General features: G+C 72.7%; 30 protein-coding genes and 1 pseudogene. 13 read left to right on the forward strand and 18 right to left on the reverse strand.

The genetic code is table 11. The annotated features are described in order from the left end of the window. Nucleotides 1-19: 19 nt before the first annotated feature. The 5 genes from ABGB11_RS23945 to ABGB11_RS23965 form a co-directional block, all read right to left on the reverse strand. On the reverse strand, nt 20-409 hold the full coding sequence (locus ABGB11_RS23945; RefSeq protein WP_347636157.1) for a hypothetical protein: 390 nt from the start codon (nt 407-409) through the stop codon (nt 20-22). After that, nucleotides 406-645: a ribbon-helix-helix domain-containing protein gene (locus tag ABGB11_RS23950; protein WP_347636158.1), complete on the reverse strand. Its 240-nt coding sequence runs from the start codon at nt 643-645 to the stop codon at nt 406-408. Before ABGB11_RS23950 ends, ABGB11_RS23945 begins: the two co-directional genes overlap by 4 nt. A 306-nt stretch (nt 646-951) precedes the next feature. Further along, nucleotides 952-1,629: a winged helix-turn-helix transcriptional regulator gene (locus tag ABGB11_RS23955; protein ID WP_347636159.1), complete on the reverse strand. Its 678-nt coding sequence runs from the start codon at nt 1,627-1,629 to the stop codon at nt 952-954. 4 nt (nt 1,630-1,633) lie between these two features. Further along, on the reverse strand, nt 1,634-2,323 hold the full coding sequence (locus ABGB11_RS23960; RefSeq protein ID WP_347636160.1) for an alpha/beta hydrolase: 690 nt from the start codon (nt 2,321-2,323) through the stop codon (nt 1,634-1,636). Beyond that, nucleotides 2,320-3,246, reverse strand: coding sequence for an LLM class flavin-dependent oxidoreductase (locus ABGB11_RS23965; protein ID WP_347636161.1), 927 nt, complete (start codon nt 3,244-3,246; stop codon nt 2,320-2,322). Before ABGB11_RS23965 ends, ABGB11_RS23960 begins: the two co-directional genes overlap by 4 nt. Before the next feature lie 93 nt (nt 3,247-3,339). On the opposite strand from ABGB11_RS23965, the gene ABGB11_RS23970 reads away from it, so the two are divergent. Next, entirely contained in the window at nt 3,340-3,768 is a 429-nt protein-coding gene (locus ABGB11_RS23970; RefSeq protein WP_347636162.1) for an organic hydroperoxide resistance protein, read from the forward strand. A 276-nt stretch (nt 3,769-4,044) separates the two neighbouring features. On the opposite strand, the gene ABGB11_RS23975 is transcribed toward ABGB11_RS23970, so the two are convergent. Continuing rightward, a complete protein-coding gene (locus ABGB11_RS23975) occupies nt 4,045-4,614 on the reverse strand; it encodes a hypothetical protein (protein WP_347636164.1) in 570 nt (189 codons plus the stop codon). A gap of 341 nt (nt 4,615-4,955) precedes the next feature. Between ABGB11_RS23975 and ABGB11_RS23980 the strand changes: the two genes are divergently transcribed. After that, a complete protein-coding gene (locus tag ABGB11_RS23980) occupies nt 4,956-5,396 on the forward strand; it encodes a VOC family protein (RefSeq protein WP_347636165.1) in 441 nt (146 codons plus the stop codon). A gap of 45 nt (nt 5,397-5,441) precedes the next feature. Here the strand turns inward: ABGB11_RS23980 and ABGB11_RS23985 are convergent, their stop codons facing one another. Then, nucleotides 5,442-5,597, reverse strand: a complete 156-nt coding sequence (locus ABGB11_RS23985; RefSeq protein WP_347636166.1) for a hypothetical protein — start codon at nt 5,595-5,597, stop codon at nt 5,442-5,444. A gap of 204 nt (nt 5,598-5,801) precedes the next feature. Here ABGB11_RS23985 and ABGB11_RS23990 point away from each other — a divergent pair, with 204 nt between their 5' ends. Together ABGB11_RS23990 and ABGB11_RS23995 are read left to right on the forward strand one after the other, a co-directional pair. Beyond that, the gene (locus ABGB11_RS23990; protein ID WP_347636167.1) at nt 5,802-7,091 is read left to right on the forward strand and encodes a hypothetical protein; all 1,290 of its coding nucleotides are present in this window, start codon (nt 5,802-5,804) and stop codon (nt 7,089-7,091) included. A 54-nt stretch (nt 7,092-7,145) separates the two neighbouring features. Beyond that, nucleotides 7,146-7,358: pseudogene (locus tag ABGB11_RS23995) on the forward strand (nitroreductase family protein); the annotation flags it as partial. A 16-nt stretch (nt 7,359-7,374) separates the two neighbouring features. Here the strand turns inward: ABGB11_RS23995 and ABGB11_RS24000 are convergent. Then, nucleotides 7,375-8,496 carry a glycosyltransferase 87 family protein gene (locus tag ABGB11_RS24000; protein ID WP_347636169.1) on the reverse strand — a complete coding sequence of 374 codons (1,122 nt, stop codon included), beginning with the start codon at nt 8,494-8,496 and terminating at the stop codon, nt 7,375-7,377. Between the two features lie 24 nt (nt 8,497-8,520). On the opposite strand from ABGB11_RS24000, the gene ABGB11_RS24005 reads away from it, so the two are divergent. Genes ABGB11_RS24005 through ABGB11_RS24020 form a run of 4 tightly spaced genes read left to right on the forward strand, consistent with a single transcriptional unit; the run spans nt 8,521 to nt 11,637 of the window. After that, a complete protein-coding gene (locus tag ABGB11_RS24005) occupies nt 8,521-9,642 on the forward strand; it encodes a histidine kinase (RefSeq protein ID WP_347636170.1) in 1,122 nt (373 codons plus the stop codon). Beyond that, entirely contained in the window at nt 9,639-10,310 is a 672-nt protein-coding gene (locus ABGB11_RS24010) for a response regulator transcription factor (RefSeq protein WP_347636172.1), read from the forward strand. The genes ABGB11_RS24005 and ABGB11_RS24010 overlap by 4 nt, the downstream gene beginning before the upstream one ends. A 38-nt stretch (nt 10,311-10,348) precedes the next feature. Beyond that, complete coding sequence (locus ABGB11_RS24015; RefSeq protein WP_347636173.1) at nt 10,349-10,732, forward strand: BlaI/MecI/CopY family transcriptional regulator; 384 nt, start codon at nt 10,349-10,351, stop codon at nt 10,730-10,732. After that, on the forward strand, nt 10,729-11,637 hold the full coding sequence (locus tag ABGB11_RS24020; protein ID WP_347636175.1) for a M56 family metallopeptidase: 909 nt from the start codon (nt 10,729-10,731) through the stop codon (nt 11,635-11,637). Before ABGB11_RS24015 ends, ABGB11_RS24020 begins: the two co-directional genes overlap by 4 nt. 4 nt (nt 11,638-11,641) lie before the next feature. Here the strand turns inward: ABGB11_RS24020 and ABGB11_RS24025 are convergent, their stop codons facing one another. The 3 genes from ABGB11_RS24025 to ABGB11_RS24035 form a co-directional block, all read right to left on the reverse strand. Continuing rightward, entirely contained in the window at nt 11,642-12,118 is a 477-nt protein-coding gene (locus tag ABGB11_RS24025; protein WP_347636176.1) for a TIGR03618 family F420-dependent PPOX class oxidoreductase, read from the reverse strand. A 19-nt stretch (nt 12,119-12,137) separates the two neighbouring features. Next, nucleotides 12,138-13,583: an MFS transporter gene (locus ABGB11_RS24030; protein ID WP_347636177.1), complete on the reverse strand. Its 1,446-nt coding sequence runs from the start codon at nt 13,581-13,583 to the stop codon at nt 12,138-12,140. A 72-nt stretch (nt 13,584-13,655) separates the two neighbouring features. Next, entirely contained in the window at nt 13,656-14,144 is a 489-nt protein-coding gene (locus ABGB11_RS24035) for a MarR family winged helix-turn-helix transcriptional regulator (RefSeq protein WP_347636179.1), read from the reverse strand. Nucleotides 14,145-14,372: 228 nt separating this feature from the next. Between ABGB11_RS24035 and trpS the strand changes: the two genes are divergently transcribed. Then, complete coding sequence (gene trpS / locus ABGB11_RS24040) at nt 14,373-15,422, forward strand: tryptophan--tRNA ligase (RefSeq protein ID WP_347636180.1); 1,050 nt, start codon at nt 14,373-14,375, stop codon at nt 15,420-15,422. Here trpS and ABGB11_RS24045 read toward each other — a convergent pair. From ABGB11_RS24045 to ABGB11_RS24055, 3 genes are read right to left on the reverse strand one after another with little or no spacing between them, the layout of a single operon-like run. Further along, complete coding sequence (locus ABGB11_RS24045; protein ID WP_347636181.1) at nt 15,419-16,063, reverse strand: helix-turn-helix domain-containing protein; 645 nt, start codon at nt 16,061-16,063, stop codon at nt 15,419-15,421. The two genes, trpS and ABGB11_RS24045, sit on opposite strands and share 4 nt — an antisense overlap. Continuing rightward, the gene (locus ABGB11_RS24050) at nt 16,053-16,976 is read right to left on the reverse strand and encodes a saccharopine dehydrogenase NADP-binding domain-containing protein (RefSeq protein WP_347636183.1); all 924 of its coding nucleotides are present in this window, start codon (nt 16,974-16,976) and stop codon (nt 16,053-16,055) included. The genes ABGB11_RS24045 and ABGB11_RS24050 overlap by 11 nt, the downstream gene beginning before the upstream one ends. Continuing rightward, a complete protein-coding gene (locus ABGB11_RS24055) occupies nt 16,973-17,782 on the reverse strand; it encodes a methyltransferase domain-containing protein (RefSeq protein WP_347636185.1) in 810 nt (269 codons plus the stop codon). The genes ABGB11_RS24050 and ABGB11_RS24055 overlap by 4 nt, the downstream gene beginning before the upstream one ends. A 163-nt stretch (nt 17,783-17,945) precedes the next feature. Here ABGB11_RS24055 and ABGB11_RS24060 point away from each other — a divergent pair, with 163 nt between their 5' ends. Beyond that, nucleotides 17,946-18,584, forward strand: a complete 639-nt coding sequence (locus ABGB11_RS24060) for a TetR/AcrR family transcriptional regulator (RefSeq protein WP_347636186.1) — start codon at nt 17,946-17,948, stop codon at nt 18,582-18,584. Continuing rightward, a complete protein-coding gene (locus ABGB11_RS24065) occupies nt 18,574-19,674 on the forward strand; it encodes a winged helix DNA-binding domain-containing protein (protein WP_347636188.1) in 1,101 nt (366 codons plus the stop codon). Before ABGB11_RS24060 ends, ABGB11_RS24065 begins: the two co-directional genes overlap by 11 nt. Before the next feature lie 2 nt (nt 19,675-19,676). Here the strand turns inward: ABGB11_RS24065 and ABGB11_RS24070 are convergent, their stop codons facing one another. Further along, complete coding sequence (locus tag ABGB11_RS24070) at nt 19,677-20,165, reverse strand: MarR family transcriptional regulator (protein WP_347636189.1); 489 nt, start codon at nt 20,163-20,165, stop codon at nt 19,677-19,679. Between the two features lie 92 nt (nt 20,166-20,257). Here ABGB11_RS24070 and ABGB11_RS24075 point away from each other — a divergent pair, with 92 nt between their 5' ends. Then, on the forward strand, nt 20,258-21,019 hold the full coding sequence (locus ABGB11_RS24075) for a class III extradiol ring-cleavage dioxygenase (protein WP_347636191.1): 762 nt from the start codon (nt 20,258-20,260) through the stop codon (nt 21,017-21,019). Between the two features lie 36 nt (nt 21,020-21,055). Here the strand turns inward: ABGB11_RS24075 and ABGB11_RS24080 are convergent, their stop codons facing one another. Continuing rightward, nucleotides 21,056-21,910, reverse strand: coding sequence for an NAD(P)-dependent oxidoreductase (locus ABGB11_RS24080; protein ID WP_347636192.1), 855 nt, complete (start codon nt 21,908-21,910; stop codon nt 21,056-21,058). A gap of 251 nt (nt 21,911-22,161) precedes the next feature. Here ABGB11_RS24080 and ABGB11_RS24085 point away from each other — a divergent pair, with 251 nt between their 5' ends. Next, the gene (locus tag ABGB11_RS24085) at nt 22,162-22,674 is read left to right on the forward strand and encodes an O-acetyl-ADP-ribose deacetylase (protein WP_347636194.1); all 513 of its coding nucleotides are present in this window, start codon (nt 22,162-22,164) and stop codon (nt 22,672-22,674) included. On the opposite strand, the gene ABGB11_RS24090 is transcribed toward ABGB11_RS24085, so the two are convergent. Both ABGB11_RS24090 and ABGB11_RS24095 read right to left on the reverse strand, forming a co-directional pair. Continuing rightward, a complete protein-coding gene (locus ABGB11_RS24090) occupies nt 22,625-23,449 on the reverse strand; it encodes a TIGR03084 family metal-binding protein (RefSeq protein WP_347636195.1) in 825 nt (274 codons plus the stop codon). The genes ABGB11_RS24085 and ABGB11_RS24090 overlap by 50 nt on opposite strands. Nucleotides 23,450-23,504: 55 nt before the next feature. Beyond that, entirely contained in the window at nt 23,505-25,103 is a 1,599-nt protein-coding gene (locus ABGB11_RS24095; RefSeq protein WP_347636197.1) for an AMP-binding protein, read from the reverse strand. Nucleotides 25,104-25,195 lie beyond the last annotated feature (92 nt).

Here is a 25,195-nt window from a genome sequence, read left to right on the forward strand (position 1 = left end):
TCCCGCGCGGCCCGTCTCGCTAGGGGATCTGCTCCACGCGAACGCCGGGGACGGACTTGTAGACGTCCGGCTCGGCGGTGATCAGCGGCCAGCGGCGCCAGCGGGCCGACCACGCGGCCTGGGCGGCGTCCATGCCGAGGTTCGGGATCGTGGTGACGAGCAGCCCGGTCTGCTGGGCGATCACGTCGTCGAGGTCGTCGACGTGGACGACCTGCATGCCGGGCAGCCGTTCGAGGACGGCGCGGCCGTGGTCGGGGACGAGCTGCCACGCCCGCGCGAGCGCGGTCGCGGGGATGACGATCGTGGCGTGCTGGGCGATGGACGCGCGGAGCCGGGCGCGGACGTAGATGGTCTTGCCGGTCGCGAGGTCCAGGAGGGCGGTCGCGTCGAAGACGTGACCGGTGATCACGCGACGTCCCGGCGGGACGGCGCGCCGTCCTCGACGAGACGGTCGACCATGGCCTGCTCGTCCGGGGTGGGCGGGCCGAAGAGGTCGTCGATGGTGGAGGCGTCGCGCAGATAGGCCAGCTTGAGGCGCGCCCCGTCCGCGAGGAACCCGGACACCGAGGGGATCTTCTTCTCCTCGGCGAGCCCCTGCAACGTGGCGGCAAGCTCGTCGGGGAGCGTGATGTTGACTCTCGCCATGGGGCACAGAATACACACTCGGATGCCCTCCAGTGTGTACTCGGAGAGGTGGAAATCTCTCCCCGGCGCGTGTCGATCCGGGCGGTGGCCGTTCGTGCAGAGGGTGGGACACCGCCGGCGGAGAAGGAACGGTGGACGACGATGGAGGCCGTACGGACGCTGCTGACCGGCCGGGGGCCGGTCGAGGTCGCCGACGAGCGCGGCAACGTCTACGTCAACACCATCGGCTTCGACCCGGCAGCGGCCGGATCCTCGCCGTCCAGGTCGACGTGCCGGGCGCGGGCCGGCCGTGACGGGCCGGGGTGGTCAGCCGGCGGGCTTGCGGGAGCCCGGGGCCGGCAGGCGGAACAGCCCCGCGAGCCGCCGCAGGGCCTCGGGGTCGCCGGACGCCGACGCCGAACCGTCCCGGATCGCCTCGGCGAACGTGCCGCAGGTGCCGGTCAGGGCGACGAGCGCCTCCTCGCTGATCGTGATCGTGGCGTCCGGGTGCTGGGCGGGGCCGTGCAGCGCCTCGATCGTCCCGTCGTCGATCCGGGCGTGGAAGACCTCGTCGCCGACGCGGAACTCGTACACGGCGCGGAGCCCGGCGGCGCCCTCGGGCTCGAAGCAGGCGCGCAGGCCGAGCACCGTCCAGCCCGGGTGGAACGTCTCGGTCTCGCGCCGCTCGCCCATCGCCCACGTCATCCCCCACCTGGCCAGCGCCATGACGGCGGGGCCGAGGTCCTCGCCGGCCTCGGTGAGCGCGTACGCGGGGGTGCGGGCGGGCGGCGGCAGCGTGATCTTGCGCACCAGGCCCTCGCGCTCCAGGTGCTTGAGCCGGGCGGCCAGCAGTCCGGTGCCGAGGCCGCGCATGCTGGCCCCGAGGTCGCCGAACCGCTTCGGCCCGGTCAGCAGCTCGCGGACCAGCAGCAGCGTCCAGCGCTCGCCGACGATGTCGAGAGTGCGCGCGGTCGCGCAGTACTGGTTGTACGTTCGCTGTTCCACTTCATCACTCTAGACTTCGCGCTTCCCCTTCCTGAACCTTCAGGAGGAGGCGGGTGAGCGGCTCCGGGTCGGTCATCATCACGTTGTGGGGGCCGTCCAGCGCGATCGTCCGGTATCCGACCTCCTTGCCGAAATGGTCGAAGGGGTAGGTCAGCGGCCTGCAGTAGACGGCCGTCCCGGGGATCCGGTCGACGGCGCCGCTGAGGCGGGTGCGCTCGGTGAACGACCGGAGCGGCTGGGGGAGGAGGCGGGCGGCCAGCCGGTCGGCCGCGCCGGGGTCCGTGATGCCGAACGCGGCCGGCGGCGGGGCGGGGATCCGCCGCCCGTCGCCGAGCTTCTCGGCCGCCGTCCGGGCCAGCTCGACGAACGTGTCCGGGGCCAGGTCGAACATGCCGGCGCCGTCGGGCCCCGCCCACCCGTCCACCATGACCACGTGGCCGACCGTGCCGGGGCGCGCGTCGGCCGCCTCCCGCACGACCAGGCCCGCGTAGCTGTGCCCGACCAGCACGACCTCGTCGTGGACGGTGTCGAGCGCGGCGACGACGGCCTCGGCGTGGTCGTGGAGGCCGTGGTCGTCGCCGGCCTCGAGGACGGGGGTGAGCGTGCGCGCCCCTGCGGCGTGCAGCAGCGGGACGACCCGCTCCCAGGCCCAGGGACCGTGCCACGCGCCATGAACGAGAACGAACGTGGTCATCGGTGCGCCTCCTCGCGCAGCAGGGGGAGGACCTCGTCGCCGAGCCGCTCCAGGTCCGTGTCGTGGTCGTCGGTCGCCAGCCGGATCACCAGGTGGCGGGCGCCCGCCTCGACGTAGCCGCTCAGCCAGTCGGCGGCCTGGCGGGCCGTCCCGGCGAACAAGGCCTGGATGGACGCGACGAACTCCAGCGGCGCGTCGTAGTAGCGCTCGATGCTCGTCCGCAGCCGGTGCCGGGCCTTCTCCGGGTCGTCGTCCAGGCAGAGCGTCGCGTAGAGCGCCGGGGTCGCGCGCCCGATCAGTTCGCGTTCCTTCGCGTACGTGGCCGCCTCGGGTGGGTAGGGCAGCCACCCGTCGGCGAGGCGCGCCACGCGCGGCAGCGAGGGGCCGCTCCCGGCCAGCCATATTGGCGGCCCTCCGGGACGCACCGGCGGCGGCACGATCCGCACGTCCGAGAACGCGAAGTGCCGGCCCTGGTAGGAGACCGCGTCCCCGGTCCAGAGCCGCCGCATCGCCTCGATCGACTCCTCCATCCGGCCGACGCGGCCGCGGAACCCGACTCCGATCGCCGCGAACTGGGCCTCGGTGACAGGTATCGGGAACCCGGCTCCCATACCGGCGATCACCCGCCCGCCCGACAGGCGGTCGAGCGTGGCGAGCTGGTGGGCCAGCAGGATCGGGTGCCGGAGCGCCGGCAGCAGCACCGCCGTCCCGAGCGTGATCCGCTCGGTGGCCTGCGCCACGGCCGCCAGCAGCATCAGCGGGTCGGCGCGCGGCCTGGTCACGGGGCTGTCGCCCGCCCAGACCGAGTCCAGCCCCGATTGCTCGGCCCTCCGTGCCTGGGCGACGAGCCGCCCGGAATCGTGGTCGCCCAGCAGGTCTTGCTCTCTCGTCGGCAGCAGGTAGCCGATCTCCAGCCTCGCCATCTCGCCTCCGGATGATCGTGGTTCCACGACCATAACCGTTGACTTCTTGTTTTTGAAGTGCGAGATTCAGGGACCAAAAGGATGGAGGGTCAGATGACCGCACCGATCTACACGGCCGAGGCGCAGGTCACCGGGGGCAGGAACGGTCGCGGCCGGACGTCCGACGGGCGCCTCGACCTCGACCTGCGCCTGCCGAAGGAGCTCGGAGGGGACGGCGAGGGCGCCAACCCCGAGCAGCTCTTCGCGGTCGGCTACGCGGCCTGCTTCGGCACGGTCCTCGCGATGGTCGGCCAGCGCGAGAACCTCAAGGCCGACGACGCGCGGATCGACGCGTCCGTCTCCCTCATCCCGGCCGGCGGCGGCCGGTTCAAGCTGGGCGCCCGGTTGCGGATCTCGCTCCCGTCGGTCACCGCCGAGCAGGCCGCAGACCTGGTGAAGGCCGCACACCAGGCCTGCCCCTACTCCAACGCCACCCGCGGGAACATCGACGTCGCCCTCCAGGTGAACGGCATCGACCTGTAACCCGCCCGGCCCCCAAGGGCGGTCGGCCCCTCCGCGACCCGCCCGCCCTTGGGACTCAGTCGTACGGCAGGCAGTCGCCAGACCCGGTGCCGGGCATCTGTTTCGCCGGGGTCCAGATCACACGCCCAGACGAAGAACGCCACGAAGGACGCGATGCAGAGCGCCATGAGCACGTGCCCGAGAACCCTCCGCCAGCCGGGCACCGGCGCCGGGGCAGGCGCATGATCGCAGCGAGCGCCATGGGATTCTCGGCGCGGCCGAACCGCCTGCGGGCTGCTAGATGACCTCGTCCGTCATGACCTCGTCCGTCAAGCGCCAGGCCTGGACCGTGATGAACGCGGCGGCGACGGCGAAGACGATGGGGAGGTAGGGGAAGTGCAGGAAGCCGAGAGCGCCCGGCGACACGGGAGAGACCTCTTGCACGCGTTGCTGGGCGGGCCAGAACGCGAATCCGTATGCGACTGCTGGGATGAGCACTCCTGCCAGGAGCAGCGGAAGGCGAAGCCCGCGGGACCAGATCGCACTCGCCATGCACACGGTGGCCCCGGCGAACAGGGCGATGCTGATCGTGCCGAGTAGTTCGACACCGAAGAGCCATGCCCCGGAGATCGCAGTGTCTTCTTTGCTCTTCTTGGCTTCCTCATAGGTGACGCCGCCGCCGGTAGCGGGTCTTCCTCCGTAGGAGGTCACGCATTCCTGGCCCGGAGCCTGGACCTCATGCCCGCACGTGGGTTCGCTGGTGTCCACCGCGCTGTCCGCCGTGTAGGCGTTGTTCAGGCTGAACACGGCGGCGACCACGCTCGCCACGAGCAAGCAGATTCCCAGAGCCAGCTGGAAGCGTCGCACCGCTCTTCTCCGTTCCCGGTGAGCCCGTGCGTCCGGCTCAACGACAAGTGATCAAAGCAAAGCAGAGAGTCGATGGCGCTGCCACCCGGCGCCCGCCGCGTTGGGGGTGGTGCGGGCACCTTCTCCAGATCCTTTCTGTGGTGGTGTCGAAAGCCGTCGGGTAAGCCGCTGATCGTCAGCGGCCTGACCGCCGCGGCCGTCGCCTCCGCGGCGACCGCGACCGTCGCCGCGGCGGGTCGGCTCGCCGGGACCGGCCTCGATCCCGGCCGTGGCCCGCCGCCTTTCCACCTGATCCCTTCGACCGCCGTGAAATTGTCGGCGGGCCTCCGTAGGCTCGGGGCATGGCGCTCAAGAGGATGGACAACGTGCTCATCGTCGTGGACGACCTCGATGCCGTCATCGCGTTCTTCACGGAGCTTGGCATGGAACTCGAGGGGAAGGGGCCGCTCGAAGGGCGCTGGGCGGAACGGGTCATCGGCCTCGAAGACGTCGAGCAGGACGTCGCCATGCTCCGGACCCCGGACGGCCGCGGCCGCGTCGAGCTGGCACGTTTCCACCGGCCCGCGGCGATAAGGCCGGAGCCGGGGAACGCTCCGGCGAACACGCTGGGCATTCGCCGCATCATGTTCGCCGTCGACGACATCGAGGACACGGTCGCCCGCCTGAAGACGCACGGCGCCGAACTCGTCGGCGAGGTCGTGCGGTACGAGGACGTCTACCTGCTCTGCTACGTCCGCGGCCCCGAGAACATCGTCGTCGGGCTGGCCGAGGAACTCGGCTGAAGCCCCACGGCCGGCTCCGCGAGGGGGAGCCGGCCGCGCGGTGGCTCAGCCCATGCTCATGAGGCCGCCCAGGCACAGCTCGCTGGCCGTCGTCCGCAGCCCGGCCTGCTCGTCGCCGAGGTCACGCGTGGTGAACCGCAGGAAGTGCCGGTACTTGGCCAGCATCGCGAGCAGATCGGCCCGCTCCCCGGTGAGCTCCATATGTTCCGCCTCTGTGGTCGTCGTTCCATCGGCCAACGACCACGCTAGGCAGCGTAGCGGCCAGATCCTGTCCTGATCTTCGCCTCCGCGCGGCGAACCGTAGCGCCCGCGAGCATGGCGGTCGTCGAGGGGTGGTGAACCACGGCGAATCCTGTGATCGTTGAGCACTGTCAGTGGTGCCCCCGACACGGACGAGGCTGAACGATGGCGACTCCCCGAATGCGGATCGACCCGGTGACCCGGGAACGGCTCGGCCCGCGCGCGCTGGCCGAGCTGGATGTGAACCTTCGTCCGGTCGACTGCCAGACGTGCGGGCGGCCTCTCGGGCGCTGGGGGAAGCCCGCGCTGGAGGTCCGGTCGGAGGACGTTTTCGCGGCGGCGTCGCTGCACCACCCGCGGTGCCGCCAGCCTGGATGGGTCGAGGACGGACTCCAGGTCGCCGAACTCCAGGTCTCTGGGCGGCCCCACGTCACGTGGCGGGCGGGCTGTTTCCGGCTGCCGCCCGGCGAGCTGCCCCTCTTCCTGGTCAACCCCTCGTACGAGTACGCCCTCCTGCGCGACGACGGCGGGTGGCGGGTCGCGAACCTGGAGCCGTTCGTGCGGCTCGGGTTCGAGCTGGAGTTCCCGTCGAGGCCGCTCCCTCCGCTTCCGGCCCTGTCGGCGTCGATCGACGGGGACCGCGTGAGCGTCGACGTCCGGCACGAGGGCGCGGTCATGCACGCGTGGCGCGACGTCCCCATCGAGCACGAGATCGCCAGGGTGACGCACGACTGGGGAAGCCTCATGGTCGGAGTCACCACGCTCTTCGACGTCAGCAGGGCGTTCTTGGTCGAGCGGCTGATGGACCTGATGGCGGTCGGTGGGGTGGCGCTCGCGCAGGCACCGCTGGTCTCCGTCTCGTACGCGCCGCAGGAGCAGAAGCTCAAGCCGCGCAAGCACTCCGACCAGCAGGTCGAAGCGTTCAGCCTGGCCGCCGAGGCGATGCGGAGGGTCTTCGACCTGGAGGTCGGCGACAAGCAGGTCGCCGCCGGATTCGCGCTGTCGGACGGCAGGACCATGCTCATCCGGCACCTGGCGGGCCGGGACAGGATCGCCGTCCTGTACATGCTGAGCGTGTACTACGCGCTCTGGTCGCGGGACAAGGACGACGAGCCGAACAGGGCGTCCGGGGTGCACCTCATCGCCCCCGACGCCGCGAGCGCCGACGAACTCGCGGGCTTCTTCTCGGCCGCCGCGGAGACGGGCGTGCTCGGATCGGTCGGCAGGCTGGGCGCCTCACCGCTCTCCGCCGAGGGCTCGGCCGCGTACCTGTCCGACGCCGTCATCGGGACGGCGGAGGAGTTCGCCGCCGCCTTCAGCGCCTATCGCGACGCGGGCGATGACTGGTCCCTGCACGCGAGCCGCGGCTACATCGCCATCGCGATCGACGCGTCCGAGGCGGACATCACCCGGGCGGACTTCATCCGTCACTACCCCAAGGTGGTCGCCTTCTGAGGAGCGGTCGCCCCCGGTAAGACCGACGGGGTGCTGGAGGCCGGCCTGTCGATCGTGGTCACCTACGACCCGGAACGCGGCGGCCCGGCGGTCCTCGGCAGGCACGCCATCGCCGATGCCGGGCTGTACTCGGTCTGCCTGGCCATCCAGAACCTCTGGCTCGCCGCCACCGCCGAAGGGCTCGGCGTCGGCTGGGTCTCCTTCTACCGGGAGCCGTTCCTCCGCCGCCTGCTCGGCATCCCTGAGGGCATCCGCCCGGTCGCGTGGCTGTGCGCCGGCCCGGTCACCCATCTCGAACCCACCCCGGATCTCGAACGGCACGGCTGGCGTCACCGGCGTCCCCTGGACGCGGCCGTTCACCATGACCGCTGGTGCCCCGGAGCCGGACGGCCATGTGAGCCAGGAACACCACACCGGCCAGCAGGTAGCAGTTGGCGACCGGGGTCAGGAAATGGAGACCGTATTGGCGTGGGTCGCCGTTGTGAGGCGTCCACCAGAGCGGTGAGAGCACGAAGAGGACGTAACCGCAGATGGCGGCCCTGCGGCCATTGTCGCGGAGGAGTACGGCCAGCGCGGGGACGACCCAGACCCAATGGTGCGCCCACGAGATGGGGGAGACCAGAAGGCCGGTCACGCCCGTCACCGCCGTGGCGCTCAGCCAGTCGCCCCGCCGGGCCCACGCGGCCGCGAGCAGCAGCCCGAGGACGCCGATCGTCAGCGGGACGGCCGTGTACCAGTCGCCGACCTCGGCCGTCCCTCGCAATATGCGGGTCAGCGCGCCATAAGGGGATTGGTTGCTGATGTAAGGGACGCCCACGCGGGACGTGTCGTAGAAGGTGTGCAGCCAATAGAGGCGGGACGCCTCGGGTGCGATGGCGTAGGCGAGCAAGGTGCAGACGGCGAAGGTCGCGGTGGCCGTGACGGCGTCCTTCGTGCGTCGTGTCAGCAGGAGAAGGACGACGAAGACGGCCGGTGTCAGCTTCACGGCGGTCGCGATACCGATGCCGATCCCGGCGGGGCGGCCAAGGGCGACGCGATGCATGTCCGCGAGGACGAGAGCGAGCAGGAACAGATTCACCTGCCCGAGGAAGAACGAGTGCCACACCGGTTCGAGCAGCAGCCCGGCGGCGGCCGCGAGCGTGAGAGACACTCGGCGGCCGGCCAGTTTCCCCGTCACCGCGCACGCCCGTACGAACGCCGCCAGGGCTGCCAGTTGCCACAGCATTCGCGCGAAAAGGAGCGGCAGCCCGGCAAGGGGAGTGAACAATGCGGCCATGAAAGGCGTGTTGGTGAACCAATGGTCGGCGAGCTGCTCACGGTACAGGCGCGTGCCGTCCGTCACGGCCTCCCCGCCCAGCCAGTAGATACGGAAATCCAGCGAGTCGTAGGCGGCGGAGAAGACCACGATTCCCAGGATTACGATCGGCGCATGTCCGCCCTTCCGCTGAGCCGGGTGCGCCACGTCGCGTGGACGGTGCTGCTGTGGTCCGGGGCCGTCCTGTACCCGGGCGTCGTCTATGTGGTGCTGGGGAGCGGATCGCAGGGCTACCCGGAGATCCTCGTCTGTGTCACGCTCACCTTCCTGCCGGCGAAACTGCTGACGCTGCATCCGCTGCCGGCCCACGCGATCCTGCTGTGCACCTGGACCCTCGGCCTGCTGGAGGTGCAGAACGGGGGCGTCGCCGGCCTGCAGATCCTGCTCACAGACCTGGCGGTCTGCTACATCGCGGCGACCCGCTCGCAGTGGGTGTCCATCGGCGTGGCGGTAGTGACCCTCACCGTGCAGGTCCTGTCCCTGTCCGCGTTCGTGTCGATCACCGACGTCCTCCTCATCGCCGTCGTCCTCGGGATGGCCGTCACCTGGCTGACGGGGACCATGGCCGGCGTGCGGCGCGCCCACGCCCTGACCCTGCACGAGCAGGCCACCGCGCAGGCGGTCGCCGCCGAGCGGCTGCGGATCGCGCGGGAGCTGCACGACATGGTCGCGCACAGCATCGGCATCATCGCGATCCAGGCGGGCGTGGGCGGGCGGGTCATCGACACCCAGCCCGCCGAGGCCCGCAACGCGCTCAACGCCATCGAGGCCACCAGTCGCGACACCCTGTCCGGGCTGCGGCGGATGCTCACCGCGCTCCGCAGGGACGATCCCGGGGCGGCACCGCTCGGCCCGGCCCCCGGCCTCGGCGACCTCGCCCGGCTGGCCGAGGCCGCGAGCGACGCCGGCGTCACCCTCGACCTCCGGACCGAGGGCGAGCCGAGGCCGCTCCCGCCGGACGTCGACCTGTCGGCGTACCGGATCGTCCAGGAGGCGGTGACGAACGTCGTCCGGCACGCGGGCACCGACCGCTGCCGGGTGACGATCGGCTACCGGGAGGGAGAACTCGCGATCGAGGTCGAGGACGACGGGGACGGCGGCGTGGTCGGCACCGGGTACGGCATCACCGGGATGCGCGAGCGGGCCGCCCTGCTGCGCGGCGAGTTCAGCGCCGGACCGCGCCCGGAGGGCGGCTTCCGGGTCGCGGCGGTCATCCCCGCCCCGGCGGCGGCATGACGATCCGCGTCGTGCTGGCCGACGACCAGCCGCTGATCCGGGCCGGCCTGCGCGTCCTGGTCGCCGACACCCCGGACATGGAGATCGTGGGCGAGGCCGGGACGGGCGCCGAGGCGGTCGCGCTCGCCGAGCGGGCGGCGCCGGACGTCGTCGTGATGGACATCCGCATGCCCGGCATGGACGGCATCGAGGCCACCCGCAGGATCACCACCGCCCACGTCCTGATGCTGACCACGTTCGACGACGACGAGTACGTCTACGGCTCGCTGCGCGCGGGCGCCGCCGGCTTCCTCGTCAAGGACATGGCACTGGAGGAGATCCTCGCGGCGATCCGCGTCGTCGCGAACGGGGACGCGCTGATCGCGCCGAGCGTCACCCGGAGGCTGATCGCGGAGTTCGCCGCCCGCCCCGAGCCGAGATCGGAACCGGCCCCGGAGCCGAGGCGGGCCGACGGCGTCACCGACCGGGAACGCGAGGTCCTGACGCTCGTCGGGCGCGGCATGTCCAACGCGGAGATCGCCGAGGAGCTGTACATCAGCGTGGCGACCGCGAAGGCGCACGTCGCGCGGCTGCTGGCCAAGCTCGGCGCCCGCGACCGCGTCCAGCTCGTCATCGCCGCCTACGAACTGGGCCTGGTCAGGCCGCCTACGGGCGGTAGTACTACCTGACGTGGTCGGTGCCGGGAGGGTCGGATAATCTGGAATGCGTGAAGGGTCTGGGAGAGCTCGAACGCACGGTCATGGAGGTCCTCTGGGCGCGTGAGGACGCCGGCCACGAGGCGGCGACCGCCCGTGACGTCAGCCGTGCGCTCGCCGGCGACCGCGACCTCGCGCACACCACCGTCATGACCGTCCTGGACCGGCTCGCCAAGAAGGGCTTCCTGGAACGGGAGCGCGACGGCCGCGCCTGGCGCTACCGCCCGGTCGCCAGCCGGGAGATGTACGTCACCGAGCTGATGCTGGGCGCCCTCAACGAGACCGGCGACCGGGACGCCGCGCTCGCCCACTTCGTCCGGTCGGTCTCGCGGGACGAGATCGACGTCATCCGGGAGACCCTCGCGGGCCTCACGCGCAAGGAACATCCGGCATGACCGGCACCGCCCTGCTCGCATTGATCTCACTGGGGACCGTCGGCGGGGCGCACCTGCTGTCCCGGGCCCGGTGGACGTGGCGGACACCGCGCATCGGGATCGCGCTCTGGCAGGCCCTCGGGCTGTGCTGGGGCGTCGCCACGATCGGCGCGCTGCTCGGTCTCGCCCTGCTCCCGTACGGCAAGGGCGTGCTCGGCGGGCTGCCCGGCCTGTACGACGACCAGGCCGCCCGGCTCAACGCCGTGCAGGTCGCGGCGCTGCTCAGCGCGATCAGCCTCACCGGCGTGCTGCTGGTCATGCTGATGTTCGCGGTGGCCCGGGTCATGCGGGCCCGGCGGCGGCACCGGGCGCTGCTCGCCCTCGTGTCGCGCCGCGACTCGTCCGTCCCCGGCACCCTCGTCCTCGACCACCCCGGCGCCGCCGCGTACTGCGTGCCGGGGGTCCGCTCCTCCAAGGTCGTCGTCAGCGCCGGGACGCTGGAGCTGCTGGACGACGGCGAGCTGGCCGCGGTCCTCGCGCACGAGCGCGCCCACGCCCGCGAGCGGCACGACCTGGTGCTGCTGCCGTTCGCGTCGCTGCGGCAGGTGTTCCCGCAGTTCCGGCTGGTCGGGCGGTGCCTGGACGCGGTGGAGCTGCTGATCGAGATGGCCGCCGACGACCGGGCCCGGCACGGCCGCCCGCCGCGCGAGCTGGCGACCGCGCTGCTGCGGTTCGCCGCCGCCCGCCCGGCGAACGCCCCGTCCGGCACGCTCGGCGTCGCGTCCCGCAGCGACATCCCGGTGATGGCGCGGGTGAACCGGCTGCTGGAGCCGCAGCCGCTGTCCCGCCGGACCCGCGTCGCCGCCACCGTCGCCGTCCCGGTCATCGCCGGCCTCCCTCTCGTCCTGCTCGTCCTGCCCCACTGATGGGTCAGTCCCCGATGACCGTCCCGTAGAGGCGGGAGGCGCGGAGGCGGATCACCAGCCGGCGGTCCTTCACCATCTGCTCCAGGAACGCCTGTTCGTCGGCCGGGTCGCCGAACCCGGGCGTCATCGCGAGCAGCTCGCGCCCGGCCGCGTCACCGGGCGTCTCGCTCACGCCGGACAGCTCGGCGGTGCCTTCGGCGACGGCGAACGCCATATGGTCGGCGCTCGACGCGTGCAGCGCGGCGCGCGGGTCGTTGCGGAGCTGCTTGACCTTCGCCCGCTCCGCCGTCGTGGAGATCCGGGCGACGCGCTCGTCCGGGTCCCACGTGTAGACGACGGTCGACAGGTGCGGGTGGCCGTTCCTCTTGGTGGTGGCCAGGACGGCGAACTGCTGCTCGCCGAGCAGGCGGACCAGGTCGTCCTCGGTGATGGGCTTCGGGCCGGGCCCCTGGCCGGGGCCGTACTTCTTCGTCTCGGTCATCGTGAGGCTCCTTCGGGTGTCAGGCGCTGGTGGGAACGTTCTCGGCAGGCGCCGTGGCGGCCACCGGGGGCTTCGGGGTGCGCAGGACGAGCAGGGCGACGGCGAGCGCGGCGGCCAGCAGGCCCGCCGAGATGCCGAACGCCAGGTGGTAGCCGCCGGTGAGCGCGGCGGCATCGTCCCGCCCGTCCAGGCGGAGGGCCTCGATGCGGGACGCGGCGAGCGTGGTCAGCACGGCGACGCCGACCGCCATCCCGACCTGCTGGACGGTGTTGAACAGCCCGGACGCGATCCCCGCGTCATCGGGGCGGGCGCTGGACATGCCGAGCGAGGTCAGCGACGGCAGGACGAGCCCGGCCCCGGCGACCAGCAGGAACACCGGCAGGAGATCGGTCACGTAGTCCGCGTCCACCGGGACGGTCGTCAGCCACGCCATCGCGCCGATCAGCAGGACCAGCCCTGCCACCAGCACGGCCCGGTCGCCGAACCGGTTCGCCAGCCGCGCGGAGACGAACAGCGACACCGCCCCGATCATGACCGCCGCGGGCAGCATCGCGAGGCCGGTGTCGAGCGCGCTGTAGCCGAGGACCCGCTGCATGTACAGGGCGACGATCACCTGGAACGAGAACATCGCCGACAGGGTGAGAAGCTGCACGGCGTACGCGCCGGAGACGTTGCGGGAGCGCAGGATGCGCAGCGGCATCAGAGGGGTCGCGGCGCGGGACTGCCGGACGGCGAAACCGGCGAGCAGGAGCAGCGACACCGCGCCGAGGCCCAGCGTGTGGGCGGAGATCCAGCCGGACCGCTCGACCTTGACGACCGTGTAGATGCCGAGCATCAGCCCGGACGTGACGAGCAGCGCGCCCCACACGTCCGCGCCCGCCTTCAGGCCGATGCCGCGGTCGCGGGGCAGGGCCGGCAGGGCCAGCAGGATCGTGGCGACGCCGATCGGCAGGTTGATCAGGAAGATCCAGTGCCAGCTCAGCGCGTCGGTGAGCACGCCGCCGAGCACCTGCCCGATGGACGCGCCGGCGGCGCCGGTGAAGCTGAAGATCCCGATGGCCTTGGCCCGCTCCCGGGGGTCGGTGAACAGCGTCACGATGATGCCGAGCACGACCGCGGAGGCCAGGGCGCTGCCGACCCCCTGCAGGAACCGGGCGGCGATCAGCAGGCCGGACGTCGTGGCCGCGCCCGCCAGCACGGACGCCGCGGTGAACACCGCGTTCCCGGCGAGGAACAGCGTGCGGCGGCCGGCGAGGTCGCCGAGCCGCCCGGCGAGGAGCAGCAGGCCGCCGAGCGGGATCAGGTAGGCGTTCATGATCCAGCTGAGCTCGGCGGGGGAGAAGCCGAGGTCCTCCTGGATGGCGGGGGTCGCCACCGTGACGATGCTGCCGTCCAGGATCGTCATCAGCATGGTGGCGGACAGCACGCCGAGCGCGGCCCACCGGGAGCGAAGCGGTGCGGACATGGTCATCTCCTGTCTCAGGGACACAGGAGAGACCGTAGCAGATAGTTTCGTTGCGGACTATCTCTGACGGATTTACTTCGTCCGCTCGCGTGCCCGGCGCACCGCCGCGGGGCCCTCCGACGGCGTCGCGAGATGCCCGCCGGCCAGGGAGGTCAGCGCCCGGACGAGGGCGTCGCGCTGGTCCTCGGGCAGCGAGCCGAGGGCGGCCTCGTGGACGCCGTCGACGATCTCCTGGCTGCGGGCCGCCACCCGGGCGCCCTCCTCGGTGACCGCGATGACGCGGGCCCTCCGGTCCGTGGACGACGGCCGGCGCTCGGCGAGGCCCGCCTTCTCCAGGGCGTCCACCGTGACGACCATCGTCGTCTTGTCCATGTCGCCGATCTCGGCGAGCTGGATCTGGGTGCGCTCCTCCTCCAGCGCGTGCACCAGGACGCAGTGCATGCGCGGCGTCAGCCCGATCTCGGCGAGCGCCGCCGTCATCCGGGTGCGCAGGACGTGGCTGGTGTGGTCGAGGAGGAAGGACAGGTCCGTCTGCGAGCGCGCGGGGGCCATCGACGTCATGCGCCCAGCCTACCCACGATGGTTTCGTTCCAGATTATCTAGAGGCAGTCGTATCAGGTGGGCTATGCTTCTCCCATGAACCGCACCGTGTGTCTGGGCTGGTGGCCGTCCTAGTAGGACGGCCGACATCCACGCACGCCACGGGCCGTCCGCCGGACGGCCCTTTCTCTTTCCTCGAAGCCGCGGGCCGGCCCGGTGAGACGGCCGGAACCGACGAGGAGAGACCCCATGGAGACCATCCCCGACAGCCTGCGCATCGCCGAAGCGCGGAGCCGCGAGCTGGAAGAACGCATCGCGGACGACCCCGGATCGTTCCGCATCCTGACCGGCGACCGGCCCACCGGCCCGCTGCATCTCGGCCACTACTTCGGCACCCTCGCCAACCGCGTGCGGCTCCAGCGCGCCGGCGTGGAGCTGATCGTGCTCGTCCCCGACTACCAGGTGCTCACCGACCGGGACGTCGCCGAGCACCTGTCGGAGTACATCGAGGGCCTGGTCGCCGACCATCTGGCCGCCGGGTTCGACCCGTCCACCGGCACGATGTTCAGGCACAGCGCCGTCCCCGCGCTGAACCAGCTCATGCTGCCGTTCCTGTCGCTGGTGTCGGTCTCGGAACTGAGCCGCAACCCGACGGTGAAGGACGAGATCGCGGCGTCCCGGCAGGCGTCGGTCAGCGGGCTGATGCTCACCTATCCCGTCCACCAGGCCGCCGACATCCTGTCCTGCAAGGCGAACCTCGTCCCGGTCGGCAAGGACCAGCTGCCGCACCAGGAGATCACCCGCACCATCGCGCGCCGGTTCAACGAGCGCTACGGCCCGGTCTTCCCGGTGCCGGACGCGCTGCTGTCGGCCGCGCCGGGCCTGCTCGGCATGGACGGCCAGAAGATGAGCAAGAGCCGGGGCAACGCCATCGCCCTCTCGGCCGGCGAGGACGAGACCGCCCGGCTGATCAGGAGGGCCGTGACCGACGACGACCGGAACATCACCTACGAGCCGGAGACCCGGCCGCAGGTGTCCAACCTCGTGCTGCTCGCCGCGCTGTGCCAGGACCGCGACCCGCACCGGGTGGCCGAGGAGATCGGCGGCGGCGGGGCGGCGGCGCTGAAGAAGGTCGTGACCGACTCGGTGAACGAGTTCCTGCGCCCGATGCGCGCCCGCCGCGCCGAGTTCGCCGCCGACCGGGCCTACCTGCGCGGCGTCCTCGCGGCGGGCGACGAGCGCGCCAACGAGATCGCGGACCGCACGCTGGAGGAGGTCCGGGCCGCCATGTCCTCCTAGAGCGGGGCGTCCTGGTGCGGGGCGTCCTGGCGCGTGGCCAGGCCGCGCAGCACGGTCGCGACGAGATCGTCCACGGTGTCCAGGGACACCGGCCGGACGATCCCCCGGCCCCGGAACAGGACCGACAGCACCGGCTCGTGACACGCGCCGACGATCATCGAGGTGGCCGCCTCCACCCGGGCGTCCGGGGCGAGGCGGCCGAGGTCGCGCTCGGCGCGCAGGTAGGCGGCCAGCCGCCGGTTCCACTCGCCGCTGCCGCCGCTCAGCTCCGCGAACCGGGCGAGCACGTCCGGCTGGGCGACCAGCCCGGCCAGCACGGGCAGCAGCCCGTCGTGCAGGAGGAGCCCGTGCTCGACGTACGCGCGCAGGTTCTCCTCGACCGTCCCGGTGCCGGGCTCGGGCAGCGGAGGCAGCGGCCCCTCGACCGCCTCCGCGTGCGCCCGCAGCGCGTGCGCGAGGAGCTCCTCCTTGTCGGAGAAGTGGTTGTACAGGACGCCGTCGGCGACGCCCGCCTCGCGGGCGATCGCGCGGACGGTCAGCCCCGCCGCCCCGCGCTCGGCCATCATCCGCCGGGCCGTGGCGATCAGGTGCTCGCGCAGGGACCTGCCGCCGCCCAGCGCCGCCGCTTTTCTAGGTGACATCACCCGCATCGTATTGAGTCAGCTCGAACCCGTGCGCGGCCAGCTCGGGCAGGAAGTCCTCGCCGACGGCGTCCTCGATGTGCCGGACGCCGGGCGGCATCCCCTCCAGCCGCCGGACGACCAGCGCGGTCGCCAGGCCCGTCGCCCGGCTCTGCCGCCGTCCCGCGAACGCCCGGACGGTCCCGCCGGACGCGGCCGCCACCGCGAACCCGTCCCCGCCGACGTGGACCCGGCTGAACGCCGCCCGCACTAGACGCAGGTCACGGAACCGGGCGAGCCGGGGGAGGGCGGCGGTCAGGACGCGGGAGTCCAGGGCGAGACCCGTCCGGACGCGGCCCGGCAGCGTGTACTGGTCGGAGAACGGGAAGCGGTGCACCGTCCGGACGCCGTAGGGTGCGGGAAACCGCATCCGCCACGACTCGCCCAGCTCGCCGAGCGAGCCGAGCGTCCATTCGACGGCGGACGGCCCGTGCCGCTCCCCGGATCCGATCAGCACGCCGATGTCGACGTCCGCGGCGCAGAACTCGCTGGCCAGCAGGTTCGTGACGCCGGGCGCGAGCCCCACGCTCAGCACCGCGGTAGCGTTCCGCTCGGCCGCGAGGTCGTCCAGCGTCTCGATCCCGGCGAGTATCCAGTGCGACGCGGAGACGTCGACGTAGTGGACGCCGCGCGCCAGGCACGCCTCGGCGACCCGCACGTTGCCCGTCTCCGCGCACATGACGACCGCGTCGGCGTCGATGCCGCCGGGGTCGTCGGCGCGCAGGTCGAAGCGCATGGGGATCGCGCCGTCCACCGTGCGCGCCTTGGCGCGGTCGCGCCCGGCGACGACGATCTCCGGCACGTGCCCGCGCAGGCCCGCCACGACCTCCCGGCCGACGGCCCCGTACCCGCCGAGGACGACGACGCGTCTCATCGGCGGGCCGTCACGAGCCAGGCGGTGCTGCGCAGCCGGACGGCGCCGTCGCGCTCGAACGGGCGCATGGCCTCCGCGACCGCCGTGCGGATCTCCTCGCCCGCGCCGTAGTTGTAGCGGATCGGGCCCCAGCCGGCGAAGAACTCCGCCGCGTCCTGCGCGTCCCGCCCCCAGACCTGCTCGGCCTCCACCTTCCGCGTGGTCACGCCCGTGAACCCGGCGCCCTCCAGGACCTCGCGGACGCGGGCGGGGTCCGACAGCGACAGCGGCCCGTCGTGCCCGACGGCGGGCTCGTCGCGGGCGGGCAGCGCGGCGAAGACCGACGCGAGGTCGGTCTCGCCGAGCGGCGACATCACCAGGAACGCCAGCCGCCCGCCCTCGCGCAGCGCCCGCCGGACGTTGCCGAACGCGGCGACCGGGTCGGCGAAGAACATGACGCCGAACCGGCTGATCGCGACGTCGAACGCGGCGTCGGCGAACGGGTACACCTGCGCGTCGCCCTGCTCGAACGCCACGTTCGCGACGCCCTCCTTCGCGGCGAGGGAGCGGGCGCGGTCGAGCATCGGCCCGGACAGGTCGACGCCCGTCGCGCCGCCCAGCCGGGCGCGGTTCGCGGCGAGCCGGGTGACCTGCCCGTTCCCGCAGCCGAGGTCGAGCACGCGGTCGCGCGCCCCGATCGCGGCGGCGTCCAGCAGGTGCCCGTTGAACCCGCCGTTCATGGCGTCGTACCGGTCGTACCGGTCGGCCCAGTGCTCGCCCTCGTACCCGTTCCACGCCTCGGCCTGGTGCGTGTTGACGACCTTCATGCCCCACTCCTATATGAACGCACGTTCATGAACATGCGTTCATACTGCGTGGAACGCGGGCCGTTTGTCAAGAAGGGTCAGGTCAGCGCGGCGACGAAGGACGCGGTAAGCCCACGACCCGGCCGATATAGAACGGAATTGTTCGTTCCCTTACTATGAGGGCATGGAGAGCACGGCACGGGCGCCGATGAGCGGGCGCAAGGCGCAGGCGGCACGCAACGACGAGCTGATCCGGGAGGCGGCCCGGGCGGTGTTCACCGCCGACCCGGGCGCGCCGATCTCCGCGGTGGCCGAGCACGCCGGGGTGGGGATCAGCGCCCTCTACCGCCGGTACAAGAGCAAGGAGGACCTCCTCCAGAAGCTCGCCGACGACGGGATGGACCGCTACCTCGCCGAGGTGGAGCGGGCCCTCGACGACGACGGCGACCCGTGGGAGGCGTTCGCCGGCTTCATGCGCCGCTGCCTGGACATCGGCGCCGGCTCCCTCACCATGCGGCTCGCGGGCTCGTTCCCCGTCACCGAGGCCATGAGCCGCAAGGGCCAGGAGATCCATCTCGCCACGACGCGCCTGCTGGAGCGCACGAAGGAGGCGGGCGCGCTGCGGCCCGAGATCGAGGTCGGCGACATCTCGGTCATGCTGGAGTACCTGCACGGCATCCGGATCGGCGACGACGAGCGGATGAACCGGCTCCAGCACCGCTACCTGGCCCTCATGCTGGACGCCCTGTACCTGACGGACCGGCAGGAACTCCCGGGCCCGGCCCCCACCTGGCAGGAGCTGCGGGGTCGTTATGGCGGCTGAAACGCTCGGACGCAGAGCGCTGAACCGGGCGCTGCTGGCCAGGCAACTGCTGCTCGAACGGCACGCCATGCCCGCCCTGGACGCCATCGAGCACCTCGTGGGCCTCCAGTCGCAGGCCCCCAACCCGCCGCACATCGGGTTGTGGAGCAGGCTCGCCGACTACGCGTTCGACGAGGTCACGCCGCTGATGAGCGACCGCCGGGCGCTGCGGATCGTGCTGATGCGCGGCACGCTCCACCTCGTCAGTGCCCGCGACGCCCTGGCCCTTCGGCCGCTCACCCAGGTGATCCTCGACAATCATCTGAAGAACCGCCGGGCCGACCTCGGCGACGTCGACCTCGACGCCGTCGTGGCCTGGGCCCGCGAGCGGCTGGAGGAGGAGCCGCGCACCGACAAGGAACTGCGCACCCTGCTCGCCGAACGGTGGCCGGACGCCGACGCGGCACTGCTCGCCTGGGCCGTCCGATGCAGCCTGCCGCTGGTGCAGGTACCGCCGCGCGGCATCTGGGGCGCCACCGGGGTCGCCCGGCACACGACGCTGGAGGCATGGCTGGGGCCGGCGGCCCCCGTCCCGTCCGTGGACGACCTCGTGCTGCGCTACCTGGGGGTGTTCGGGCCGGCGAGCGTCCGGGACGTCCAGCACTGGTCGGGCCTGACCCGCCTCGGTGAGGTGGTGGAGCGGCTGCTGCCCAAGCTCGTCACGTTCCAGGACGAGGAGGGGCGGACGCTGTACGACCTGCCCGAGGCACCGCGTCCGGATCCGGAGACGCCGGCGCCCGTGCGGCTCGTCCCCGACTTCGACAACCTGCTGCTGTCGCACGCCGACCGGGCGCGGATCATCACCGAGGAGCAGCGCAGGCGCGTCTTCACCGTCAACGGCATCATCCGCGCGACGTTCCTGGTCGACGGTTTCGTCCACGGCAAGTGGACGATGGAGAAGAAGCGCGGCGAGGCGAGGGTGCGCATCGACCCGTTCGCCCCGATCCCGAAGCGGGACCGCACCGCCCTGGAAGAGGAGGGTATGCGCCTCCTCACCGCCGCGCACCCGGAGGCGAAGGCGCACCGCGTCGAGTTCGCCGCCCCGTCGTAGACCTAGCGGGCGCAGGGCGCCTCGCGGTCCGGATCGAGGGAGGCCAGCAGGGCGCGCAGCGCCTCGCGGAACTGGAGCATCTGCTCGCGGCTCAGCGGGTCGAACAGGTGCCGCCTGACCTCGGCGACATGGCCCGGCGCCGCCTCGGCGAGCACGGCGAAGCCCGCGTCGGTCAGCCGGCAGATCGTGGTGCGGCGGTCGGAGTCGTGCTTGCACCGCTCGACCCAGCCCGCCTCCTCCAGCCGGTTGACGGCGTGGGACAGGCGGCTCGGCGACGAGTAGACGACCTCCGCCAGATCGGTCATCGTCAGCGCGCGCCCGGGTGCCTCCGACAGCATCGCCAAGATCATGTAGTAGGTGTGCGGCAGGCCCGAGTCGCGCTGGAGCTGGCGGTCCAGGGCCTCGTTCAGCAGCCTGGACGTCCACAGGAAGGCGCGCCAGGTCTCCTGCTCGTCATCGTCGAGCCACCGTGTCCCGGTCGTCTCCGTCATGCCGCCAGTCTACCCAACGCTTGAATCCTCAAGACTTGAAGTTTCAACCATATCGGATATAGTTGAGAACTCAAGTACAAGGGGTGATCGCGATGGCCCGGATGCCGGTCCTGTACCTCAGCCACGGCGCGCCGCCGCTCGCCGACGACCCGCGGTGGCCCGGCGAGCTGTCCCGCTGGTCGGCCGGCCTGCCGAGGCCGGAGGCGGTCCTCATGGTGTCGGCGCACTGGGAGGAGGCGCCGCTCAGCGTCGGCGCGACCCGGCAGATGCCGCTCGTGTACGACTTCTGGGGCTTCCCGGAGCGGTACTACACCGTCCGGTACGACGCGCCCGGCGCCCCGGGCCTGGCCGAGGACGTCCGCAGGCTCCTGCCCGGCGTGCACCAGGACGAGGAGCGCGGGCTGGACCACGGCGCGTACGTCCCGCTCGTGGAGATGTATCCCGACGCCGACGTCCCCGTGCTTCAGATGTCGATGCCCACGCTGGACCCGGAGCGCCTCTTCGAGATCGGGCGCGGCCTCGCGCCGCTGCGCGATCGGGGCGTACTGATCATCGGGAGCGGGTTCACCACGCACAACCTGCGCGAGATGCGGCCGGACTTCGACGCCGAGCCTCCGGCGTGGTCGGCGGAGTTCGACGAGTGGGCGGAGCGGGCCGTGACGGGCGGCGACGTCGACGCCCTGCTCGACTTCCGCGCCAAGGCCCCCGCGGCGCGCCTCGCGCACCCGCGGACCGAGCACTTCGCGCCGCTGTTCATGGCGCTCGGCGCCGACGCGGACACGCCGTCGGAGCGGCGGTCGGTCATCGACGGCTACTGGCTCGGCCTGTCCAAGCGCTCGTTCCAGTTCGGCTGACCGGACCGGCCGGAACGTTCCCCCGCGGCCGGGCGGTCAGTCGGCCCGGACCGCCGAGTCCATCTGCGCGAAACCGGTGCGCCACGACGCGACCCGCGGCTTCCACCCGAGGCTCAGCGCCCTGGCGTTGGAGACCGCGCGGCCCGTCGCCGCCGCGTGCCGCCCCGCGTTGCCCGGCGTCGGCGCGCCGAGCGCCGCGCTGTAGACGGGCAGCCAGTCCGCCGTGGTCGCCGGCTCGTCGTCGACGACGTTGACGGCTCCGGCGGGCCAGTCGAGCGCCGCGAGCGCGGCCGAGGCCGCGTCGTCGGCGTGCACGAACGACGTCCAGGACGGCGCGAGGCGCAGGCTGCCCGCGCGCACGCGCTCGGCGATCGCCCCGTCAGGCGCGTACCAGGTGCCCGGGCCGTAGAGCGCGCCGTAGCGCAGCACGACGCCGCGCGGCATCTGCGCGACCGCGCCCTCCAGCGCCGCGATGCCCTCGTACGGGGGCAGGCTCGCGTCGAGCGGGTCGGTCTCCACGGCGGGCGCGTCGCCCGGGACGTACAGCCAGGCGATGCTCTGCGCGACCATCGTCTCGACGCCCGCGGCCTTGGCGGCGTCGACGAGGTTCCGGGTGCCCGCGATCCGCAGATGCGAGTTGGCCTCGAAATCCTCGTCGGCGAGGTCGGTGAGCTGGTGGATCACCGCGTCCGGGTCGATGGCCGCCACGGCGGCGCGCACGTCGGCGGTGTTCAGAACGTCCAGGACGACCGGCGACGCGCCGAGATCGCGCAGCATGCCGGCGCGTTCGGACCGGCGCGTCGTCCCTGCGACCTCATGGCCCGCCTGGACGAGCAGCGGGATCAGCCGGCGACCGACGACTCCGGTCGCTCCGGCGAGGAGAATCTTCAAGGGGGTACCTCCGCGACTGTCGCGCCCTCGCGCATCGTCTGCTCTGGTGTCTGTATGCACTGGTCACGCCCGGCGTTCCGCATGGACACCCCCCTGCGTCCGGCCGGACGACATCGGACGAGCCGACCCACCCCGGAGTCTCGTCCGCCATGAGCGTACCGCCGGGAAGCGCCCGAACGCGTTTCGCGTCCTCCCCGGGAGAGAATTCTTCTCTTCTGATGGGGTTCGGCCACTCTGGAGGAACGGCGCAGATGAAGATCACTCTCGTCCGGGGCGACATCACCGAGCAGGAGGTCGGCGCGGTGGTGAACGCGGCCAACTCGTCGCTGCTGGGGGGCGGCGGGGTGGACGGTGCGATCCACCGCATGGGGGGTCCCGAGATCCTGGACGAGTGCCGCAGGCTCCGGGCGTCGCAGTACGGCGGCGGGCTGCCGACCGGCCAGGCCGTCGCGACGACGGCGGGACGTCTCCCGGCCGACTGGGTCATCCACACCGTCGGCCCCGTCTACTCCTCCACCGAGGACCGCTCTCACCAGCTCGTCTCCTGCTACCGCGAGTCCCTGCGCGTCGCCGACGAGCTGGGCGTGGAGTCGATCGCGTTCCCGGCCGTGTCGGCGGGCATCTACGGGTGGCCGGTGGCCGACGCCGCCCGGATCGCGGTCGGCACCGTCCGGACCACGCCGACCAAGGTGACCGACGCCCGCTTCGTCCTGTTCACCGCGGACGCGTACGAGGCGTTCGAGCGAGCCGTGGGAGAGCCGTAGGCGCGCGGCCGGTTCCCGGCGGGCCGGCGAAGGCCTGCGCGACGTCCAGCCAGCGGTCGGCGTCCGGTCCGGTGACGTCGAGGTCGAGGTCGTCGCGGTGGCGGCGCTGGGTGACGGCGTGGCAGAAGTCGAGCGCCGGACCGGTGACGGACTGGCGGGCGTCCGGCGGGCCCCACGTCCACTCCTCGCCGTCCGGTCCGCGCAGGACGACGCGGAACTCCTCGGCGGGCGGCTCCATGCCGCGGTTGCGGAACGAGAAGTCGCGGGTGCGGACGCCGATGTGCGCGACGTGCCGCAGGCGGTGCGTGGGCTCGCGGCGCACGCCGAGCGCGTCGGCGACGTCCTCGCCGTGCGCCCAGGTCTCCATGAGCCGAGCGGTGGCCATGGACGCGACGCCCATCGGCGGGCCGAACCAGGGCAGCCGCGTGCCCGGCGGGAGGGCGGCGAGGGCGTCCACCATGCGGCGGCGCCCGTCGCGCCAGCGGGCGAGGAGATCCTCCGGGGGATGGGCGGCGCCTTCGCGGGCGCCGTCCTCGACGAAGCCCTCCGGGTTCGCGAGGGCCTCCTCGATGATCTTGGGGAACGCCTCGGGCTCGGCGGCCGCGACGAGGGCCTGGTTGTCGGTCCAGGCGAGGTGCGCGATCTGGTGCGCGATCGTCCAGCCCTCGGCCGGGGTCGGATCGGCCCAGCGCGCGGCGGGCAGCGGCGAGACCAGGGCGTCGAGCGAGTCGCCCTCGGCGGCGAGGTCGGCGAGCAGGCTGTGCAGGTCCGGCATCACGCCAGGATCCACCACCGCGGACCGCCGCGTACAGGGCCCGGCAGAATCCGGTTCAGTCGAGGAGCGCCCGCGCGGCGGCGTAGTCGGCCTTGCCGTTGGGCAGGCGCAGGCCGGCGTCGGTCCGCACGAACGCCTTCGGAATCTTGTAGCGGGCGAGGTGCGCGGCGCAGCCCGCGCGCAGCTCCTCGTCCGGCGGGGCGCCGGCAGGGGAGAGCACCGCGACGATCTCGGCGCCCCAGCGCTCGCTGAACCGGCCGAGGACCAGGGCGTCCGCGACGCCGGGCAGGCCGCGCAGGACGCCCTCGACCTCCTCGGCGAACACCTTCTCCCCGCCGGTGTTGATCGTCGTGGCCTCCCGCCCGCGCACCTCGACGGTGCCGTCCGCGAGGAGGCGCGCCCGGTCGCCCGGCACGACGAGGCGCTCGCCGTCCACGGTCAGGAAGGTGGCGGCGGTCTTCTCCGGGTCGCCGAGGTAGCCGAGCGGGATGGAGCCGCCCTTGGCCAGCCAGCCCAGCTCGTCCTCGCCGGGCGCGAGCCGCCGGGACCGGTCGGCGCTGAGCACGGCCGTGCCCGCCGCCATCGCGAACGTCCGCGCGGACGCGCCGCTGCGGGTGACCTGGAAGCCGCTCTCGGACGAGCCGAGGACGTCCACGATGCGCGCCTGCGGCAGGAGCTCCAGGATGCGCTCCTTCACGGCGGGGCTGATGGCGGCGGCCGAGTTGACGAACGTCCGCAGCGCGCGCAGGTCGTGCGGGCGGGCCTCCAGGGCCGCGGCGATCGGGCGGGCGAACGCGTCGCCGACCAGCGGCATCCGGGTGGCCCGCTCGCGCTCGGCCGTGGCCATCAGGTCTGCCGCGTCCAGGCCGTCCACCCGGTCGGGGAGCACCACGCACGCGCCGCCGCACCAGCCGCCGAGCGCCGACCAGGTGCCCGCGCCGTGCATGAGCGGCGGTCCGACCAGCACCCGGACGTCGCTCCGGACGGCCCGCTCGACGGCCTCGCCGAGATCGGTGAGCGGGCCCCCGTCGCGGCGCCGCAGGCCGAGCGGCCCGAGCATCAGGTCGCCGATGCGCCACAGCACGCCCTTCGGCATCCCGGTCGTGCCGCCGGTGTAGAGGATGTGCAGGTCGTCGGCGCCGGGCCGCACCGGGAGCGGGTCGGGCGTCGCCTTGGCCAGGGCCTCCTCGTAGTCGAGCGCGCCGGGCAGGAGGGCGGCGCCGGACCCGTCCGCCACCTGGAGGAGCAGCGGCCGGACGCCGAGCCGCCCGACCACCCGGCCGATGGCGTCCGCGAACCGCGCGTGGTAGAGCACGGCGGCCGGGCGAGCGTCGGCGAACAGGTGGGCGAGCTCGTCGTCGACGTACCGGTAATTGACGTTGAACGGGGCGACGCGGGCCCTGTGCGCGCCGACCAGCCCCTCCAGGTATTCGGGCCCGTTGTGCAGGTAGAGGGCGAGGTGGTCGTGGGGTGATTCCGACGGGCCGGACGCGGTGCCGGTCAGCCCGAGGCCGCGGGCGTGCAGGACGCTCGCCAGCCGGCGCGTCCGGTCGGCGACCTCGCGCCAGGTCATCCGGCGGTCGCGCCACACCAGGCACTCGCGGTCGGGGATCGCGGCGGCGATGGCCTCGTGCAGGGTCGCCAGATCGAGCATCGGCACTCCTCGGGGGACGGCGTCGGGTGGGCGGCGTCGGGGGGCGGCTGCGCAGCACCGTAACCGACGGATTACCGAATCATGTTCAGCGG

This window comes from Actinomadura sp. B10D3 (assembly GCF_039871695.1).
In the GTDB taxonomy this organism is placed as follows: Bacteria; Actinomycetota; Actinomycetes; order Streptosporangiales; family Streptosporangiaceae; genus Spirillospora; species Spirillospora madurae.